The following is an 18,357-nucleotide window of genomic DNA, read 5'->3' as shown; positions in this document are numbered from 1 at the left end:
ATTTATTGAATACTCATTTTCTCAAAAGGGACTTCGTATTTGGAGACATCAAAACCTACATTGTGTACTTTTTGATTGAAAATCGCTCGGTTTCGCTCATACGTCAATGGCAAATAGACCGCTTCATCGTGCAAACGTGTTAAAACAAAACGGTAGTGTTCTTGACGTTTGGTCTCATCGGTACTCTCAAGCGCATGCAAAATTGTATCGTCAATCAAGGCTTTATCATGAAGTCCTTGTTGTGCCACATAATCTCCATACACCACTTTTCGCATACCCGCTAAAAAGGATTGTGGATCATAAGGCATACCCCATGAGATGTTAAAGACCATCTGAAACGTTCCCGCTTTCATACGGTCACGATTGGCTTGTTCTTCTTCACCGACGATGTTCAGGTTCATCCCAATTTTCGCAAACTCACCTTGTAAAAACTCTGCAATGGTTTTATCCGTGACATTGTTACTGTTGTAATTAAGCGTAATAGCAAGCTCACGACCCTCTTTTTGACGGTATTTTTTACCCTCAACTTTCATCCATCCAGAAGCTTCCAAAAGGGATTCTGCTTTGGCTTTATCAAAAGCGTAAGGCGTTAAACCAATGTTAGAGTAGGGCGTGTTTTTAGAGAGCAACAACTCTGCTGGACTTTCAATGCCTGCAAAAATCGCTTTAGAAATCGTCTCTTTATCGGTGGCGTGCTGAATCGCTTGACGTACATTGAGATCACCCGTGATGGCATCGGTGGTATTGAGCAAAATCATACGGGTGGAAAGAGGCTCAGACATAGCGCCACTAAAGCCTTTGAGGTTTGCAAATTTGTTGTAAGACGCTGAATCAACCATATTGACCCCAAAAATAAGGTCAATCTCACCTTTTTCAAGCGCCATCAAACGAGTTTGATTGTCAGGAATGACTTTCACCACTACTTTTTGAAGTTCTGGCTTTTTACCCCAATAATTTGGATTGACTTCAAACACCGCATACTCATCTTTTCGGTTCTCTTTTAGCATATAACGCCCTGTTCCACTAAGAGCACTCACACCATCTTTGGTTGTACCGTTGATAAATGCCTTTGGAGAGATAAAACGAAACGGACGAATCACACCAAGTTCTACCAAAAGTGGGTAATACGGAGCGTCAAGTTTTAGGGTAAGTTCGTATTCGCCAGTAGCTTGTACCGCTTCTTCACCTTTTTGATTGATGGCGTCCATAAGACGGACAGACTCTAACCATCCGTGGCGTTTAATGTTGCTTAAAATCGCATCGAAATTGGCTTTGGCAGCTTTGGCATTAAACTTTTCACCATCAAAAAATGAGACATCTTCACGCAATTTAAACACATAGGTTTTTCCATCTTCTGAAATCTTCCACTCCGTCGCTAACCACGGCTCAATTTTACCGTCATTGGCAATGTGTACCAACGATTCAAACAACATATTTTGTGCGTACAATTCACCAGCGTATAGATGCGGATTCAAATCCCTTATATCTCTAAAGTTAGCAAATACCACGGTTTGTTCACTCTTTTTTGGAGCCTCCGCTTGAGTATTTTCTTGTTTTGGAGCTACAAAATAGACCCCTAAACCCACGGCTAAAACAATCAAAAGCACTAAACCAATTTTCTTCATAAAAACCCTTTGTCACGAAATATTTTTTGATAACAAAAATCAAATAGTATCATAACATAAAAACGATTATCAAGTCAAACGTAATATTTTTATTTAATAAAAAAATAAAATAAAAAGAAAAATTAAGCCCTTGTCGTGTAGTATTCTGATTTTTATTATCAATTTATAGGAGAATATATGAAATTTTCACGTTTAAGTTTAGTAGCAATGGCGGCACTTGCTACGCTTTCAAGTAACGCTTTTGCGGCAGATAGCCTTGCTGATGCGTTTAAAAACGGTAAAGTAGCAGGAGAAATTCGTGCATACTATTTTAGTAGGGATATACCCAATGACCACAAAGGGCATGAAGATATTTTTGCCACAGGTTTGATGCTCAATTACGTCACCGATAGCTTTATGGGATTTAGAGCAGGTGCTACTTTCCAATCAAGCGCAACCCCGTTTGCAGACGATGATGGCAAAGCGATGTTTACACGAGATATGTGGGCGCAAGGGGCACAACTCTCTGAAGCCTATCTTGCATACACGTTAGGTAAAACCGATGTGAAAGTGGGACGTATGTATATGGGAACGCCACTGATTGCAGGGAGTGGTTCACGCCTGATTCGTGAATCGTTTGAGGGTGCTTTAATTACCAACAAAGATATTCCTGACACAACCTTAGGCGCTGTGTACATCAACAAGTTTCAAGCACGTACCAACCGAGATGGTGACATTGGTGAGTTTGATAGTTACTTTGATGGTATGTACTCTCTTTATGCCATTAACAAATCCATTGCAGGCTTAACCCTCACAGGTGCATGGGCAAAAATTAATGATTATGTTGCCACACGCCATTCAGACCTTGATATTTACAATGCAGAAGTCGTGTATGCCAATAAAATGGGCGCATTTGGGTACAACCTCTCAGGTCAATACTGGTTTAACCACCATAGTTCCGTTGCGGCAGGACAAGACGATACTATTGATGGTTATGGTTTAAAAGCTGGGGCAAGTTATGCAGATATAAGCGCTTATGTTGCGTATTCAAAAATTTCAGATGACAACACTCCTGCAGGACAATTAGTGCATGGTGCGGGCAATGGAAGCGACCTTATTTACACCAATTCTATCATTGGCTCTTACAACTACACCCCTGATATGAAAGCCTATGCAGGTGGTTTGGACTATAAAATAACGCCTGCTTCTACGATTGGAACGGTTTATACCTATACCAATACTAAAAATGAAGAGGTCTCTTACACAGGGTTCTACGCCTCGTATACCTTTAGTGGTGAACTCAAAGGCTTAAGTGTTTCAGCGCAATACGAAACCATAGGCAAAGATGGTGATGGCGATCAATTCCGCTTTAGAGGCTCTTACAAATTTTAATCTTCTAGCGTGCACCATAACACACGGTGCACGCTTCTTTTCAATGCTTTTTTTATAGTATATTTTCTGCGATGTAGCTTTTTTGTTATGAACCCATGGCAAAATAGATTATAAATTTATCATCTCAGAGGAAAACATATGAAACATTTAGCTGTTTTTTCAAGTGTTGCTTTGTTGGCACTTAGTGTGTATGCCAATGAAGCAAAAACGCAGAATGTCACTGTACAAGTGGGTGTAAGACCGTATTATCTTGTGGACGATATGGACGAGGGGAAACTCAAGGAGTCTTTAAAACAGTGCAAAGTGACCTCGTTTAAACCCTCAGACTTCTCCATCGGTCATCGAGGGGCAAGTATGCAGTTTCCCGAACACACGAAAGAATCCTACCTAGCAGCAGCTCGTATGGGGGCTGGTATCATCGAGTGCGATGTGACCTTTACCAAAGACTTGCAACTTGTGTGCCGACACTCTCAGTGCGACTTGCACACCACCACCAACATCTTAGACACGCCATTAGCCGCAAAATGTTCGGAGCCTTTTAGCCCAGCTGATGCGAGCACAGGCAAAAAAGCAAGCGCAAAATGTTGTACCAGCGACATTACCTTAGCCGAGTTTAGAACCCTCAAAGGCAAGATGGACGCTGAAAATGAAAAAGCAACCAATCTCAAAGAGTACATGAATGCAACGCCAAGCTGGAGAACCGACCGTTACGCTTCTACGGGCACACTGATGACCCATGCGGAGAGCATTGAGCTGTTTAAAAGTTTGGGTGTTAAAATGACGCCTGAGCTTAAAGCACCAAGTGTCACCATGCCGTTTAATGGAACCTACACCCAAGAGCAATACGCCCAACAGATGATAGAAGAGTACAAAAAAGCAGGCGTGAAACCAAGCTTAGTCTTTGCCCAATCCTTTGAATACGCCGACATTCTCTACTGGATCAAGAAAAACCCCGAATTTGGCAAACAAGCGGTCTTTTTAGATGAAACGTTTGACCTCAAAGATAACTATGCTAAAGACATTGCGGAGTTAGATGGTTTTGTGAAAGACGGCGTCAAAATCGTAGCACCACCGCTTTTTGCATTGGTCAGCGTCGATGCCAATAAAAACCTCGTTCCTTCCCCGTACGCTAAAGCGCTGAAGCAAAAAGGACTCAAAATCATCACATGGTCACTTGAGCGCTCAGGGTTACTTAAAGACGGTGGCGGCTGGTACTACCAGAGCATCAAAGATGTCACCAACAACGACGGCGACACCTACACCCTTTTGGATGTTCTAGCCAAAGATGTCGGCGTCATAGGCGTCTTCTCCGACTGGCCAGCCACAACAACCTACTACGCCAACTGCAAAGGTTTGGTGAAATAAAGCATCTTCCTTTGGGTGGTTTGCGCCACCCAAAGGGCTTTACATGTAAAGATAATGATGATGTTAAAAATGCGTAAGAATTGCTATTTTTGAAGATTCAATCTTGCATGTGCTGTGTTGTAAGCGTCCATATTGTTGCGTTCACCTACACAGATAATGCTGACGATTTTTGCCACGCCTTTTTCCACTTGAAGGATAATTCGGTATGTGGCATTAGCAATATAGGTTTTGCGACAACCTCTTAGATCTCGACCGCCTTTATTTTCTAGGGGTTGGGAGTATTGAAAGGGATTTGTTTTGTATTTGTCAAAATACGCTAACGCTTCCACCAACACCTCTTTGGGCAAAAGCAACAAATCATCTTCTACCTCTTCAAGGGTTTCGATACTATACATCTAACCCTCTTTTGCGCAAACGCCCCATCATCTCTTCCAGCGGTACGGTTTTAAGCTCTTTTCCCTCAGGCATACGCTCTTCGATGATGTGTAAAATCTCCATATCTTCCACATAGTCCGCAATGGCTTTCATCCGCTCGTATTCTGCTATGGGCAAGATAACGGCTTCGGGCTTATTGTGGCGAACGATGGCGAGTTTTTCGACACTTCGAGATACTACTTTGTCTATAAAACCACCCAGCGATTTGGCTAACTCCGTGGCTCCTACCATCTCTTGTTGTGTGTATGCTACCATTTTATTTTCTCCTATGCGTATTTAAATCCGTGTTATTACACGTATTATAACATAGAAGTTCAAATAATCATGTCCATAAAAAGCTTTACATGTAAAGATAATTATGCGATAGGAACATAAATCTCCGTACGCAAATTCTCAGGCTTCGTGCGCCTAGGATCACGGTTGAGGTACTTCTCAAACAAAGGTGCATCACGAAGTCCAATACCCTCAGCAACCACCCAATCCATAATCTGAGCATAGGTCGCTTTTAGATTTTCATACGCCCCTTTATGTAAAAACACGGCGCATTTTCCACCCTCAAGCACCTTTTTAAAGACTTCACTTTTGAGCTCAATGCTCTCGTCCTCGCAGGTGATGCACGCATCGTAACGCAGTAAATTTTGCTCAACTAAGCTAGGGTTATCGTGCCCGATGCCAAAGTGCATCGTCTCTTTGCCCATAATATTTTTACGAAACTTCATTCTCTGCTCATACGCAAACGCCATCAAGACATTCCACGCCTCACACGAAGAGGTTTCGTACGCTCCTGTTTTTCGCACATAAAAAACGCTCAAAGGTTTAAACTCGACAATGGTAGGTTTTAACATCACAACTCCTTTTTTCGCTTTGAGCATCGTCGCATACGCACGTGGACTCATGCCAAAACGGTTTTTAAACGCTTTAGAAAAAGAGGCGTTGGTTTCAAATCCACACGAGAGCGCTACATTGGTGATTTTGGGTTCAGTTTTGAGCTTCCACGCCGAATAAACCAACCGCACCCGAGCGATAAAATCACCAATATTTTCTCCCGTAACAGCTTTGAAAATGCGATGAAAATGGTACTTCGAAAACCCAGCTACCTTGGCTAACTCTTCAAGGCTAAGCTCCTTGTCGGCGTTTTGCTCGATGTAAAAAACAACTTTATACACCAACCGAACATAATCCTCACGAGTACTCGCTTTCATCGCACCTCTTTTGCTTTTCGCTTTGGGTATTGTAGAAAAATCGGGGAGATAAAACTACTCCGATATTGCTAAGTTTGTTTAACTGAATTTAAATGATTAAATAAATCTTTAGTTAATTTTGACAAAGGATGCTTATTAAAATCTGCTTCGTCGGCATAATTTCTGAAAAAGCTTTTGTACCATTTTCTCTGTTCAGATTCATCTGCCTTTAAAGTACTAGAAAGCTCATTCAAATATTTTTCAGGATGACTAAAAACATCAAAATAAATATCGTTGATATAGTGTAAATGTACTTCGTTATAAAGGTTTTCAAGATGCAATATTTCAGAATTATTGAGCTTTGTCTTTACTGTAACATTCCGCTTATTTATATCTTGTGCATCTTGGTTAAACTCAAAAAGAAAATCTATTTTATTGTCAATTTCATAAGGACTTTTGCAATTATTAAATGTATCGACATTACTTTTAATTTTGTTACAAAAACTACAAGATGGCAATAAATTTGAAATACTAAGAGATAAAAAAGGATACATTGATTTTGGAAAAAAGTGTTCAATATCTGGAGATTGTGTTTCATTGTCACAACCGATTTTAGTCTTTTTATAAATTGGATTAATAAAATTACGGTTACAGTAAGGGCACACATTAATATCTTCAAACATCTCAAAAAATGATTTTTTTATAGAGTGATTACTTAGTTCTTTTTTATATAAATCTTCAAATATTTCTTGAAATTTTTTATAATCATTAGATTTTGGATGATTTGTTTCATCACAATAAAGATGTATCAATAAAGACCCATTATCGCGTAGCTGCTTAATAAAAAATCTTATTTGTGATATATCTCCAACAAGAATAAGATAGAGTGATTTTTTCAATTTTTGCAATTCTCGTTTAAATGATTCGGATAGTTGTTGCTGCGGTTGCAACAGCTCATCAATTTTTAATTCTATGGCATTTTTAAATTTGAAAACGGAGAGATTTTTTGAATTTAGCTCTTTTTCAAATTTACATAGCGCCTTATCATAATTGTAAGTTCTATTTGCCTCAAGAGTTTCAATTTTTTTTTCAATTTGTGCTTTAAGACTTAAAACTTTTTGAGTTTTACTTTCCGTAAAAATTCTTCTTTTTGCAGAATTATCAACCTTAATCATTTTGATTTTCTTGTGCAAGTTTTAAGGCTTCTTCTAAAAGTTTTACATCATGTTTTGCAAGTTTATAAGCTAAATTTTCATCCAAGCTACCGATTTTATCCAACAGCTGTAGTAACTCATATCGAATGATTTTTTCCCCTACAGACTCTACCAAAAGAACTAAATTAGGTTTGTCTTGTTCAATTTTCTTTTTTATTTCAAAACAGTTAATTTCAACTTTCTCTTTTATATTATATTTTTTTCGATAAAGTTCGGTAAACTCATCAAATTCATCTGGACGACTTTCTTTTTTACATAACTCATAAAGCCTAACAATTTTAACTATTTCTTCTATTTTCTCTTTGGCAAAATTTCCCCAAAAGGACTCCATAAAGAAACTGTCTTGAAGCAATTCATAAATATTCGCTCCAAAAGTGGGTTTTAAGTCTGGCTTAGGCATAGCATTTTCATCTAAAGCCAATAATTCATGGTGCGTAACATCTGATAAAATAAATGGCGAATGTGTGACAAAGATAAAGTTTAATTGTCTTAATTTGTTTCGGATATAAGCATTTTCTTTTAAATTATGATACAAGTCATTAATAAAATCTTTTTGCATTTCAGGGTGAAAATAAAGCTCTATTTCATCTAAAACAATATTGATATTTTCAAAATTTTCACTTGAAGCAAGATTTGTAAGATGGTAAGTAATAGCTGTGAGAACAAATATCTTTTGTTTCTCTCCTGAACTCAATCCATCGAATTTTTGACCATTATCAAAAATAATCTCTTGTGTATAAATAGATGGGGGCAAAAATTCAAGAATTCCTAACTCTTGATTTGTCGCTTGAATTCTCAAAACCTCATCTGATAATTTCTTTAAATCTATAGTTTGATCTCTCCTTCTAAATTTTTGATTATAAAATTTTAAAAAATAAATTGCACGTTTAATTTTAAATGCTTTATGGCTAATATCTTTTACAACAAACTCAAAAATTTCTTCTATATTGTGCAATCCTAATTTATTTTTAAATTGTTTATAGTATGTATAATTTTTTATCATACTTAATAATTTATTGTAAATATACATCAACGTTAAAAACTCTATTGAAAACTCTTGATATATTTTTTTTGCTTCTTCGTAAAGTGAAATATTACGAAAAGGCAAAGAATAAACTTTTTTACGTTTTTTAAATTTTTTTAAAATATCTTCTGAAAAGTCTTCTAGTAGAAGATCAAATTTTTTATTGATTTGTTGACGCAATTCACGCATAACAAATACAGTTGGCTCTTTGTATTTATCCATTTTTTCATAATTAAGCCTTAGAGATAAACTTTTTGCTTTAAGTTTTTTTGTTAATAGTCTGTCATGCGTGTCTGGTTCCATCACTAATAAATCAGCTAATAGCCTATCTTGCGTTAAGCTCATTTGGCTATTGATGTCAATATTGCCATCTTTTCTATAGGGTTCTAAAACAATGGGTGTTTTATATCCATCGTTTTTGTGAAAAAGGCGAAATAACCAATTACCAAAATAATTTTCATTGAGTGAATGCAGAGAATAATTTAGATGTATCGTATAATAAAGGTTATCTATTGAAAACTGCGTTGAAACATCTTTTTTCTTTCCATACGTAACAATGTCTTTTGCAATATCAACTTGTTGGTATTGCTCAATCAGTATATTTTTATTTTCTACTGTGACTTTATAGAGATTGTCCGTCATAAAAAACAACTCCACATGTAAACCATCTTCTATTAATTTAGGAGCAATTTGATCATTGGTTATTTCTTCTTTTTCTAATGCGATATATAGATTATTAATTGCCATAAAAGCAAGTTCAACAAGCGTACTTTTACCTGAACCATTTTTACCAACAATGACATTAATATTAATTTTTAAATTATCTGTACCTGTAATTTGTTTGATTTCAAACAAATTTAAATCATTTTTTTTGATATAAATAATTGTTTCTTGATTAGGCGAAAATTGAAATTTATCGCTAAAGATATATAGATTTTTATTCAGTCTTTTATAGTACTTATCCCAACAATTATTCAAAACTCTCAAAGCGATAAGTTGAAATTTTATATCTTCCTTTGCCTCTTGAACATATCCAGACTCAACGTAATTTTCCTCAATATATTCATTATTTTCGTTTATTGACTCATTTTTTTGATTTAGAACTGTAAAAAGAGATTTGTTGGATTGCTTATCTAAAAACTCCTTTTGTTGATACGCATATTCAATTAATAATCTAAAGATATTTTGGTTGTTTGTGAATTCTGTAATTTTCAAAAGTAAATTATTGTATGTTTGATAATCTTTAGGTATGGGGAAGTTATATTTTTTGAGCAAAGCAATGGTATTCTTATCAAGTGAAAGATATTTATCTGAATCAACCCAAAATAAAAATTCTGTTAAAAGTGTAAATCCGATACCAAACCAGTTAACCGATGTTTCAAATCCGCTTTGAATACTATTGCTATTATTTAATAAAACAGCATCAAAAAACTTCCAAATTTCATTTTGTGTTTTTTTGTCTCTATTGGAGACAGCATAAATAATAGCTATATGTGGAACAGAAAAGCGATTATCCTGTAACGCTTCTTTTGCATTGATTTTAATCTCTAAAATATCAAAATAAAATTGTAGTCTTTCCCATTTTTTATCCATAGTCGTTGAACTATTGTTAAACGAAGCAAACACATGAAAAGGATCTAAACTTTTTTCTGTTATATTGTTTGACCAATTGAATAATCTATGAAACTCAAACTCTTTAGTCAAACATAAATCATAAAAAAGTTCACCAACATATTTTTCTTTATCATTTTTGTACTTTTGATAAAAATCATGTAAACCTTTGGCTAATTCACCATACAATTCATACCACATGTATTGGTTATCATCTACACCCATCAACTTATGCCTTTATGAAAAAATGTAATACAAAAACAATAAATTTGATTATACTATCTCTTCCCCTCAATATGCGCTATCAACTCCTCAATCACATCACTATAATCCTGCGCATTTCCACTCGCCTTAGCCGCCAAGATAGCGCCTTCAATGGTTGAAGTCGTAAAAAGAGCCAGTTTCGTCGTATCGCAGGGTTTCATTTCTCCCACCTCAATCGCTTTGTCGAAAATAGCTTTGATATTTGCTCGAAATGCGCCGTAAATGGACTTCATCAAGGTGTTGAACTCCTCGTCGATGTTGGACATCTCTTGGACGACGTTGGCGATGGGGCAGCCTCGTTTGAAGTCTCGCACGGAGGTGTCTTTTAGTTGGGTGTAAAACGCTTCTAACAAGCCACTGGTGTAGGTTTCGACGTAGCTGTATTTTTCCAGATTTTTTTTGAGTATGGTTTCTTCTATCGCAGCAAGTGCCATCTCTTTTTTATTGGCAAAGAAGTGGTACATGGAACCTTTGTGCACGCCTGCTTTGGCTAGGATGTCGGCAAGCGATGCACCTTGATAGCCGTGTGAAAAGACCTCGTCAAATGTTGCTCTTATAAGCTTTTCTCGTGTAGTTTCCATTTTTTTCCTCAATTTATTGATTCAATTATAACATAATTTTGCACCTCTTGACTAAACGGTCAATTTTGGTTAAACTTCTGCTTGACCAAACAGTCAAGGAGGTTTTATGAAACGAGCCCTTATCGTTGTGGATGTTCAAAATGAGTATTTTGAAGGTGGGGCATTGCCCATTAGCTATCCGCCGAACAGTTTTGAGAATATCAAAACCGCCATTGCTGAAGCACAAAAAGTGGGTGAAATGATCGTTTTTGTGCAACACACGAGTCTCAAAGAAAATGCAGGTGCATTTGCGAGAGGAAGTCATCTGTGGGAATTTCACGATGCGATCAAAGCTATAAAGCCTGATCTTTATATCGAAAAAAACCATGCGAGCTCTTTTGTGGGAACGGACTTGAACTACAGGCTTAGAGCTCTTGGTATTGACACGGTTTCCATCATCGGATACATGACCCAAAACTGTTGTGATGCCACTGCACGCGATGCTTCACAGCTTGGCTATACTGTTGAATTTCTCAGCGATGCCAATGGCACACTGGATTTTGAGAACAATGCAGGAAGCGTGAGTGCGGAAGCGTTACACCGAGCCTTTTTAGTCGCGCAGGCGTTTGGATTTAGTCGCGTTTTAACGCTAAACGAATGGATACCATTACTTAAAAAGGATTAATGTATGAAAATCGTTTTTTTAGATGCCCAAACGATGGGAAAAGATATTGACCTAAGCCTCTTTAAATCGTTTGGGGAGTTTCGCACTTACGAGACCACGTCACCCGAAGAGTGTGTTGCGCATATCGCAGATGCAAACATCGTTTTAACCAATAAAGTACTCATTGATGCCGCGACGATGGATGCGTGCCCACAGCTTCAGCTCATTTGCGTCACAGCAACGGGAACGAACAATGTTGACTTGGTGCATGCAAGCCAAAAGGGCATCGTGGTGAAAAACGTGGCAGGCTACTCCACAGCTTCTGTGGCGCAAACGACGATCATGCTAGCCCTTAGTCTCATCGGTCGTTGCGGTTATTACGACGATTTTGTTAAAAAAGGTGGGTGGGTTGAAGCGCCAACCTTTACGCATATCGAGCGTCCTTTTTGGGAACTTAAAGGCAAACGATGGGGGATTATCGGACTTGGGACGATTGGTAAAGAGGTGGCGAAGATTGCGACGGCATTTGGATCGGAGGTCGTTTATTTTTCCACCAGTGGCGCCAACAATGATGCGCTCTTTCAACGACTTAGCTTGGAAGAGATGCTTCAAACCTGCTCGGTTATCAGCATTCACGCACCGCTCAATGCCCAAACCAAAGGGCTTATAGACATGAACGCACTTACCCTAATGCAAGAGGGTTCCGTGCTTGTCAATGTCGGACGCGGCGGCATCATCGATGAAGTCGCCCTTGCAAAGATCATCGACGGAAAAGAGCTCTATGTGGGACTTGATGTGCTAGAAACTGAGCCGATGCAAAAAGATCATCCACTTTTACATGTAAAGCATCCAGAGCGTCTCCTTATGACGCCGCATATCGCATGGTCAAGCGTTGAAGCACGTACGGCTCTTATGAACTTGGTTGCCCAAAACATTCAAAACTTTCTAAATCACTAAGGAGATACTATGCCATTAATCAATACCGTCAAACCCGAAAACGCCACAGGTGAGCTCGCTGAGCTTTATGGAAAAATAGAAGCCATGCGTGGACGTGTGAGTAACTCAGCACAAATCTTTAGCGCAAGCCCAGAGCTCATCAAACAGCAAATGGCATTTATCGAATACTACATGGTCAAACAAAAAGCCCTCTCGATGCCGCTTTTAGCAAGCATTCGTATGTTGATTTCTGATAAAAATAGCTGTAGCTATTGTGTCGATTTTAACGCCTCAATCCTCATCAATATGCTAGGTTGGAGTCCCAAAGATGTTGAAGCCATACGTGCCAATCCCAATGATGCTAAGCTAGATACCAAAGAAAAAGCGATGCTTCTTTTTGTCCTCAAAGCCGTACGCACCCCACACGATGTCAATGCATCAGATATTCAAGCCCTGCGTGAGCTTGGTTATAACGATGGAGAGATTTTAGATGCAACCAATCACGGTGCACGTATGAGCGCCATTGACATCATCTTTGATACCTTTAAAATCGAAAAAGATTTCTAATCGCTTTTACATGTAAGCTTAAAAACAAATGCGATATAATAAGTCAACTTTTTTAAGGCTTACATGTAATGATTCACAACGAAATTTTTTATCTTTTTGCCATCATCTCCGTTGGCTACATCTTAGGCAATATTAAAATCAGAGGCTTCTCGCTTGATGTGACAGCGATGCTGATCGTAGCGCTCATTGCAGGGCATTATGGTATGGTTATTTCAGATGCGTTTCAATACTTTGGCTTGGCAATTTTTATCTATGCGGTCGGGCTTCAATCGGGTCCTGGTTTTTTTGACACGATTAAAAATGAAGGGCTTAAACTCAACCTCATTGCTGTTGTGCTTTTGCTGTTAATTTTTGGGATTATTTTTACGTGTGGGTATATCTTTGAAATGCCTCGCACCATTACCGATGGTATTTTTGCAGGAGCTTTAACTTCCGTTCCAGCACTAGCCGCCGCACTTGAAATTAAACACACCGCAACCACCTCGGTTATGTTTGGTTTGGTCTATCCTTTTGGCATTGTGGTGACAGTATTATTGATGCGTCTTTTGCCTGTACTCTTTCGTGTCGATTTGCAAAAAGAAGTTGAAGCGTATGAAGCGGCACAAAAGACCCGTTTTCCCGATATTTACACCCGAAATTTTCGCATTACCAATGAAAATTTCAAAACCAGTGAAATCAAAAAATCTAAAATAGAAAGTATGACGGCTACGGTCATTGAACGTATGAGTCTTGATGGCAAGGTAGAACACGATGATGAAGATGTTATTTTACGCTTTGGCGATGTCATTCGTGTGGCAGGAACCGAGGAGCAACTGGCAAATCTCAGCATTGTTCTAGGGCAAGAGATTGGCGAGGAACACGTCTTTAAAGACGACATGAGTGTTCTTAGATTGCTGACCACAAACAAAGAAATTGTCGGCAAAAAAATTGGTATGATTAAAGAGCTTAAGTCTTTACGTACGGTTATTACCAAAGTGCGACGTGCGGGTATTGACATTCCCTCTTATCCCAATTTAACCTTGCGCCTTGGCGATAAACTCTATGTGGTAGCTCCTGAAATTTACGTTGAGAAAGTGACTAAATTTATTGGTAATGACCTTTTAAAATACCCAGCGGCGGATTTTTTACCTATCTCTTTGGGGGTTGTTTTGGGTATTTTGCTTGGTAGCATTCCTTTTTACATTCCAGGAGTGGGAGCCATTAAACTCAGCTTTGTGGGGGGTATTTTGATTACGGCGTTGGTACTGGGACGTTTGGGACGTGTTGGACCTATCGTCTGGAACCTTTCACCACACTCCACAACCCTGTTAAAAACATTGGGACAGCTCATTTTTATCGCCACACTTGGCACCAATGCGGGAAAATACCTACTCGAATCCCTGCACAATAACGGCTTTTTACCCATCGCCATCGCCCTTGGTGCACTTATTATCTCATTGGGCCTTGTTGCCTTTACATGTAAAGTTGTGTTGAAAATGAATTTTATCGATATTTTGGGTGTTCTCTCGGGAGCTATGACCTCGACACCTTCTTTAACCATGGCAAACAATATGACCAAAACCGATTACCCTTCTATTGCTTACGCAGCGGTTTATCCACTAGGCTTAGTCTTAGTCATTGTTCTTGCACAATTAGGTATGAAGATTATGTAAATGCAGATGCAAATCCTCACGCACAATCATTGGCTGAACAACTATGTGTTAAACAAAGAGTTCAGTCTTCTTGCTGGGATTTCATCCAACGCTTATCGTTACTGGAAAGGTGTGGAAGCGGCAAAATTTGATGACGCACGGGTGGTTTTCTTACGCAAAGAGAGCATCTTACCTCGTTACAAAACACTTATCAAAGAGTGCACCGACCTCACGGGTATGGTGCAGTCTCAAGCCTTTTGCAAATACACAGGTCTTGCGCCCTCGCATCTTATTGAACACAACAACTCCTGTATCTACAAAGCTTTAGAAATCATTGATGTGTGTGATGTCAAATTTGTCAATCTTAAAAAATTTTACGATGACTTAAACCTAAGCTATAACTACCACATCTACATCGAAAAATGCAAATACTTCGGACCCTCACCCTTTGAAAAAAAAATTCAACTTAGTAATGGTATTTGCGTAGGCTATTACTAAACTTCTTTGCTATAATCACGCATTATTTTAGCAAGGAGAATCCCATGTTTGGTGGAAAACGTATCGCAACACTAGAGCGTGAAAATGAAGCTCTCAAAATAACCCTTCTTGATAAAGAAAAAGAGCTCCAATCCCTACGCAATGAACAAAAAACACTGCAAAGTGTTCAAGAAATAAAAACAGACGTTACCAAAGAAGCCTTACTCTCGCTTTTGCTTGCAAGTTATGAAGATGGTATGAACTTTTTACAAAATACCGTTGAAGAGAGTTTGGGCATGCTAAATGAAATCAATACCCTCAATAACGCCTCAGCGCAAGGAGGACAAACAATTGAAAAACAAACAAGTGATATTGTCCGCTCACTTGAAAACGTACAAGCGTTAACCCAAAAGTTTACCCACGATGTTGAACACCTCTCAAGCAGTGTTTCAGCCATTTCTGACATCATCAACCTTATCAAAGACATCTCGGATCAAACCAATCTCTTAGCACTTAATGCGGCGATTGAAGCAGCTCGTGCGGGAGAGCATGGACGAGGGTTTGCCGTCGTTGCCGATGAGGTTCGAAAACTAGCAGAACGCACCCAAAAAGCAACGCTTGAAGTTGAGACAAATATTAGTATTTTAAAGCAAAATACAAGCTCCATGGCAGATACTAGCGAAACGTTTCAAAAAGAGTCACAAAGCTCTATGCAAACACTCAATGCCTTCTCACAGGAAATTCATAGCATGCTCTCAAATTCAACAAGCATCACCAATAAATGCGACAATGTCACCAGTGAAATTTCTATTAGCAATGGGAAAATTGACCATATTTTACTCAAACTTAAAGGCTACAATGCCGTATTATCCCATAAACAAGCCGATATTTTGGGACATACTGCATGCCGTTTTGGAAAATGGTTTGGTACCATCAATCAACGCTTGAATACACAAATTGCCAATGAAGTAAATGAGCACCATATGAAAGTCCACGATGGGCTCAAAAAAGCAATTGAGATTTTTGCAACAGGGGGCAATGAACAAGAGGGGATTCAAACCTTTAAATCTGTAGAAAATGCAAGTAAAATAGGCTTTGAGAAACTTATTGAGGGTTTTAAAGCGATTCGCAAATCCTAAAAAGAGATTAATAGCGTTACATGTAACGCTATTAATCCTCAAATAAGCACAAAATCGTTATACTTCCACTCTTCAATTATAGAGAGGTGTCCGAGCGGTTGAAGGAGCACGCCTGGAACGCGTGTGTGGGGCAACTCACCGAGGGTTCGAATCCCTTCCTCTCTGCCATATATTATTCTTATTGCATCTCACTCTTTAATTTTCCATACTTATCACACGCTATAGAAAGTCCTTGTTCACATGCTTTTTGGTAGAGTAAAAGTGCTTTATTTAAATCTTTTGGAGCACCTTGTCCGTTACGGTACATCACCCCTAAATTATAGCAACTCTTTTCATACCCCTCGTTGCAGGTTTTTTGGAACAACTCAAACGCTCTTGCGTAATTTTGCTGAACGCCATTTCCTTTATAGTACATCAAAGCCGTGTTATAACATCCTCTCGTGTGCCCATTTTCGCAGGTTTTATAAAAAAGGGTAAAGGCTTTAATGGTATCTTTTTGAACACCCTCACCGCTCTCGTACATCATACCTAAGTTATAACACGCATCGCTAAAATCACCCTCGCACGCTTTAGTTAAAAGTTCAACGGCTTTTACATCGTTTTTATACACCCCCATGCCTGCATCGTACATATTGGCAAGGTTATAACACGCTTCTGCATTTCCAGTGGCACACGAAGACTCAAACAATTCCACTGCCATGCCGTACTCTTGCCGTTCGTATGCTGCCAAACCTTGCAACAAATCGTTGGCGTACACAAAGGATGCACTTAAAAAACAGATCAAAAAACAGACTCTTTTTCGCATAATATCTCCTTTATTTATACGTTCCTTCATAGATCACTTCATCAAACAACAACTCTTCTAAAAGCTCTGGAAAGAGGCGCATGGTCATAAAGAGTGCAACATTATTGGCAATAGACAAAGGGGTATATGCTTTAGAGATTGCCTCTTCTAGGTAGGATTGGTCTTCCTTGCTGTAACGTCTTATCGAGTAGATAAAATCTTTCACAAGTTGTTTTGAGGAGGCATCTTGAAAACTTTGCTGATAGTTTACATGTAAAGAGGATAGATTCCAAATGGATGAAGAAAATATTTCTTGAACACTCTGATTGTCAATAAATTCCCCAAAAGCTTTTTTCACATCAAAATCAATCATCAACGAGGGTTTAGTATCGCCAATAAAATAGATATATTCCCGCTGAATAGCCCCTTTGTAGTTGTTTTTCTCTTGAAAACGATGCCGAATAAAAAGTACTCTTTTCCCAATGCGTTTGGAAACATTTTCACTGCTTTTCATTTTTTGCCATGCTAATTCTTGATACGACTGTGGAGGATGTTTACTTTTAAAAAGAGCTTCTTTGATAGCATTTTGATACACCCCTTCAACCGTTGATGCTGATACGGCAGTGCCATCATTGTGTGTTGAACGATTTTCGCATCCTAAAAAGATTGCTAAGACAAATACGCTACTTATTAGGTACTTCATGTGACACTCCTTTGAGTGTATTATACACCTATGAAGCTATAAAATCTTTACATGTAAAGCAGTGCCATAAACCTCTTCTTGAAATGATAGCTTTGTCGTGCTATACTAAATAAAATTGAATGCCAAAGAGTTTTTATGATCAATCTTCAAAAAGTCCAAATGCTCCCTGCTCGTGAGCAAGTCGCTTCCATGTTACGCTCATCCATTCTCTCAGGAGGCATTGCCCCAGGTCAGTCCATTACCCTTGATAGCATCGGTGAACAAGTAGGCATGTCACGCACACCCGTACGTGAGGCGTTTCATATTTTAGCCTCTGAGGGGCTTTTAGAACTTCGTCAAAATCGTTGTGCGATTGTCAAAGGCATCTCGGTTGATGCGATCAAAGACCATTATGAGATGCGCATTTTGCTTGAGACGGAAGCACTAAGGCGAGCATGTGAGCGTATGAACGATGAGACACTCAAAACCATTAAAAAAGTCAATGAACAAGGCCGATACGCAAAAGAAAAAGGTGATACCCACGCTTACAATCTTGCCAATCAAGCCTTTCATATGAGCATTTGGGAAGCTGCAAAGAGCGAAAAACTCAAATCCTTTCTCTCTTTACTTTGGAATGGTTTGTCGATGAATCGTCTGGTTACGGCACAAGAGTATGCGGCGATTTCTCTTAGCGACCATGAAAAAATTATAGAACAATTGGAAAAAAAAGAGTATGAGAGAGCATGTGAGACCATGCGTCAGCATATTATTTATAGCATGAACAGCACCCTAGAAAATTATAAAACACATTGAAAAGGCACGGTTGT

General features: G+C 38.6%; 18 protein-coding genes and 1 tRNA gene. 10 read left to right on the top strand and 9 right to left on the bottom strand.

Annotated features, from left to right (window positions below):
- Nucleotides 1-2 precede the first annotated feature (2 nt).
- On the bottom strand, nt 3-1,625 hold the full coding sequence (gene nikA, locus SULBA_RS00165) for a nickel ABC transporter substrate-binding protein (RefSeq protein WP_014768254.1): 1,623 nt from the start codon (nt 1,623-1,625) through the stop codon (nt 3-5).
- A 177-nt stretch (nt 1,626-1,802) separates the two neighbouring features.
- Between nikA and SULBA_RS00160 the strand changes: the two genes are divergently transcribed.
- Both SULBA_RS00160 and SULBA_RS00155 read left to right on the top strand, forming a co-directional pair.
- Nucleotides 1,803-2,996: an OprD family outer membrane porin gene (locus SULBA_RS00160; protein WP_014768253.1), complete on the top strand. Its 1,194-nt coding sequence runs from the start codon at nt 1,803-1,805 to the stop codon at nt 2,994-2,996.
- A gap of 138 nt (nt 2,997-3,134) precedes the next feature.
- Complete coding sequence (locus SULBA_RS00155) at nt 3,135-4,361, top strand: glycerophosphodiester phosphodiesterase family protein (protein ID WP_014768252.1); 1,227 nt, start codon at nt 3,135-3,137, stop codon at nt 4,359-4,361.
- 83 nt (nt 4,362-4,444) lie between these two features.
- On the opposite strand, the gene SULBA_RS00150 is transcribed toward SULBA_RS00155, so the two are convergent.
- The 6 genes from SULBA_RS00150 to SULBA_RS00125 all read right to left on the bottom strand — a co-directional run bounded on the left by SULBA_RS00150 (nt 4,445) and on the right by SULBA_RS00125 (nt 10,671).
- Entirely contained in the window at nt 4,445-4,756 is a 312-nt protein-coding gene (locus SULBA_RS00150; RefSeq protein WP_014768251.1) for a type II toxin-antitoxin system RelE family toxin, read from the bottom strand.
- Nucleotides 4,749-5,051: a type II toxin-antitoxin system Phd/YefM family antitoxin gene (locus SULBA_RS00145; protein WP_014768250.1), complete on the bottom strand. Its 303-nt coding sequence runs from the start codon at nt 5,049-5,051 to the stop codon at nt 4,749-4,751. Before SULBA_RS00145 ends, SULBA_RS00150 begins: the two co-directional genes overlap by 8 nt.
- A gap of 101 nt (nt 5,052-5,152) precedes the next feature.
- Nucleotides 5,153-5,998: an AraC family transcriptional regulator gene (locus SULBA_RS00140; RefSeq protein WP_014768249.1), complete on the bottom strand. Its 846-nt coding sequence runs from the start codon at nt 5,996-5,998 to the stop codon at nt 5,153-5,155.
- Nucleotides 5,999-6,066: 68 nt separating this feature from the next.
- A complete protein-coding gene (locus SULBA_RS00135) occupies nt 6,067-7,152 on the bottom strand; it encodes an HNH endonuclease family protein (protein ID WP_014768248.1) in 1,086 nt (361 codons plus the stop codon).
- Entirely contained in the window at nt 7,145-10,051 is a 2,907-nt protein-coding gene (locus SULBA_RS00130) for an AAA family ATPase (RefSeq protein WP_014768247.1), read from the bottom strand. Before SULBA_RS00130 ends, SULBA_RS00135 begins: the two co-directional genes overlap by 8 nt.
- A gap of 53 nt (nt 10,052-10,104) precedes the next feature.
- Nucleotides 10,105-10,671: a TetR/AcrR family transcriptional regulator gene (locus SULBA_RS00125; protein ID WP_014768246.1), complete on the bottom strand. Its 567-nt coding sequence runs from the start codon at nt 10,669-10,671 to the stop codon at nt 10,105-10,107.
- Between the two features lie 106 nt (nt 10,672-10,777).
- Between SULBA_RS00125 and SULBA_RS00120 the strand changes: the two genes are divergently transcribed.
- From SULBA_RS00120 to SULBA_RS00090, 7 genes are all read left to right on the top strand, one after another.
- The gene (locus tag SULBA_RS00120; RefSeq protein WP_014768245.1) at nt 10,778-11,335 is read left to right on the top strand and encodes a cysteine hydrolase family protein; all 558 of its coding nucleotides are present in this window, start codon (nt 10,778-10,780) and stop codon (nt 11,333-11,335) included.
- Nucleotides 11,336-11,338: 3 nt separating this feature from the next.
- Entirely contained in the window at nt 11,339-12,271 is a 933-nt protein-coding gene (locus SULBA_RS00115; protein ID WP_014768244.1) for a D-2-hydroxyacid dehydrogenase, read from the top strand.
- A gap of 9 nt (nt 12,272-12,280) precedes the next feature.
- Complete coding sequence (locus SULBA_RS00110) at nt 12,281-12,817, top strand: carboxymuconolactone decarboxylase family protein (RefSeq protein ID WP_014768243.1); 537 nt, start codon at nt 12,281-12,283, stop codon at nt 12,815-12,817.
- 68 nt (nt 12,818-12,885) lie between these two features.
- Nucleotides 12,886-14,469, top strand: coding sequence for an aspartate:alanine exchanger family transporter (locus SULBA_RS00105; RefSeq protein ID WP_014768242.1), 1,584 nt, complete (start codon nt 12,886-12,888; stop codon nt 14,467-14,469).
- Nucleotides 14,470-14,946: a cheVAW transcriptional regulator CheQ gene (cheQ, locus tag SULBA_RS00100; RefSeq protein WP_014768241.1), complete on the top strand. Its 477-nt coding sequence runs from the start codon at nt 14,470-14,472 to the stop codon at nt 14,944-14,946.
- Between the two features lie 44 nt (nt 14,947-14,990).
- Nucleotides 14,991-16,064 carry a methyl-accepting chemotaxis protein gene (locus SULBA_RS13215; RefSeq protein WP_014768240.1) on the top strand — a complete coding sequence of 358 codons (1,074 nt, stop codon included), beginning with the start codon at nt 14,991-14,993 and terminating at the stop codon, nt 16,062-16,064.
- 80 nt (nt 16,065-16,144) lie between these two features.
- Nucleotides 16,145-16,232: transfer RNA gene (locus tag SULBA_RS00090), tRNA-Ser, on the top strand.
- Nucleotides 16,233-16,242: 10 nt separating this feature from the next.
- Here the strand turns inward: SULBA_RS00090 and SULBA_RS00085 are convergent.
- Together SULBA_RS00085 and SULBA_RS00080 are read right to left on the bottom strand one after the other, a co-directional pair.
- Nucleotides 16,243-16,869 (bottom strand): tetratricopeptide repeat protein, encoded by a 627-nt coding sequence (locus SULBA_RS00085; RefSeq protein WP_014768239.1) that lies wholly within the window; start codon nt 16,867-16,869, stop codon nt 16,243-16,245.
- A 10-nt stretch (nt 16,870-16,879) separates the two neighbouring features.
- Nucleotides 16,880-17,551 (bottom strand): hypothetical protein, encoded by a 672-nt coding sequence (locus SULBA_RS00080; RefSeq protein ID WP_014768238.1) that lies wholly within the window; start codon nt 17,549-17,551, stop codon nt 16,880-16,882.
- 135 nt (nt 17,552-17,686) lie between these two features.
- On the opposite strand from SULBA_RS00080, the gene SULBA_RS00075 reads away from it, so the two are divergent.
- Complete coding sequence (locus SULBA_RS00075; protein WP_014768237.1) at nt 17,687-18,343, top strand: GntR family transcriptional regulator; 657 nt, start codon at nt 17,687-17,689, stop codon at nt 18,341-18,343.
- The last annotated feature ends 14 nt before the right edge of the window (nt 18,344-18,357 follow it).

The organism is Sulfurospirillum barnesii SES-3 (assembly GCF_000265295.1).
In the GTDB taxonomy this organism is placed as follows: Bacteria; Campylobacterota; Campylobacteria; order Campylobacterales; family Sulfurospirillaceae; genus Sulfurospirillum; species Sulfurospirillum barnesii.
The sequence above is the reverse complement of the archived record's forward strand: the minus strand, read 5'-3'. Positions and strand labels throughout refer to the sequence as shown.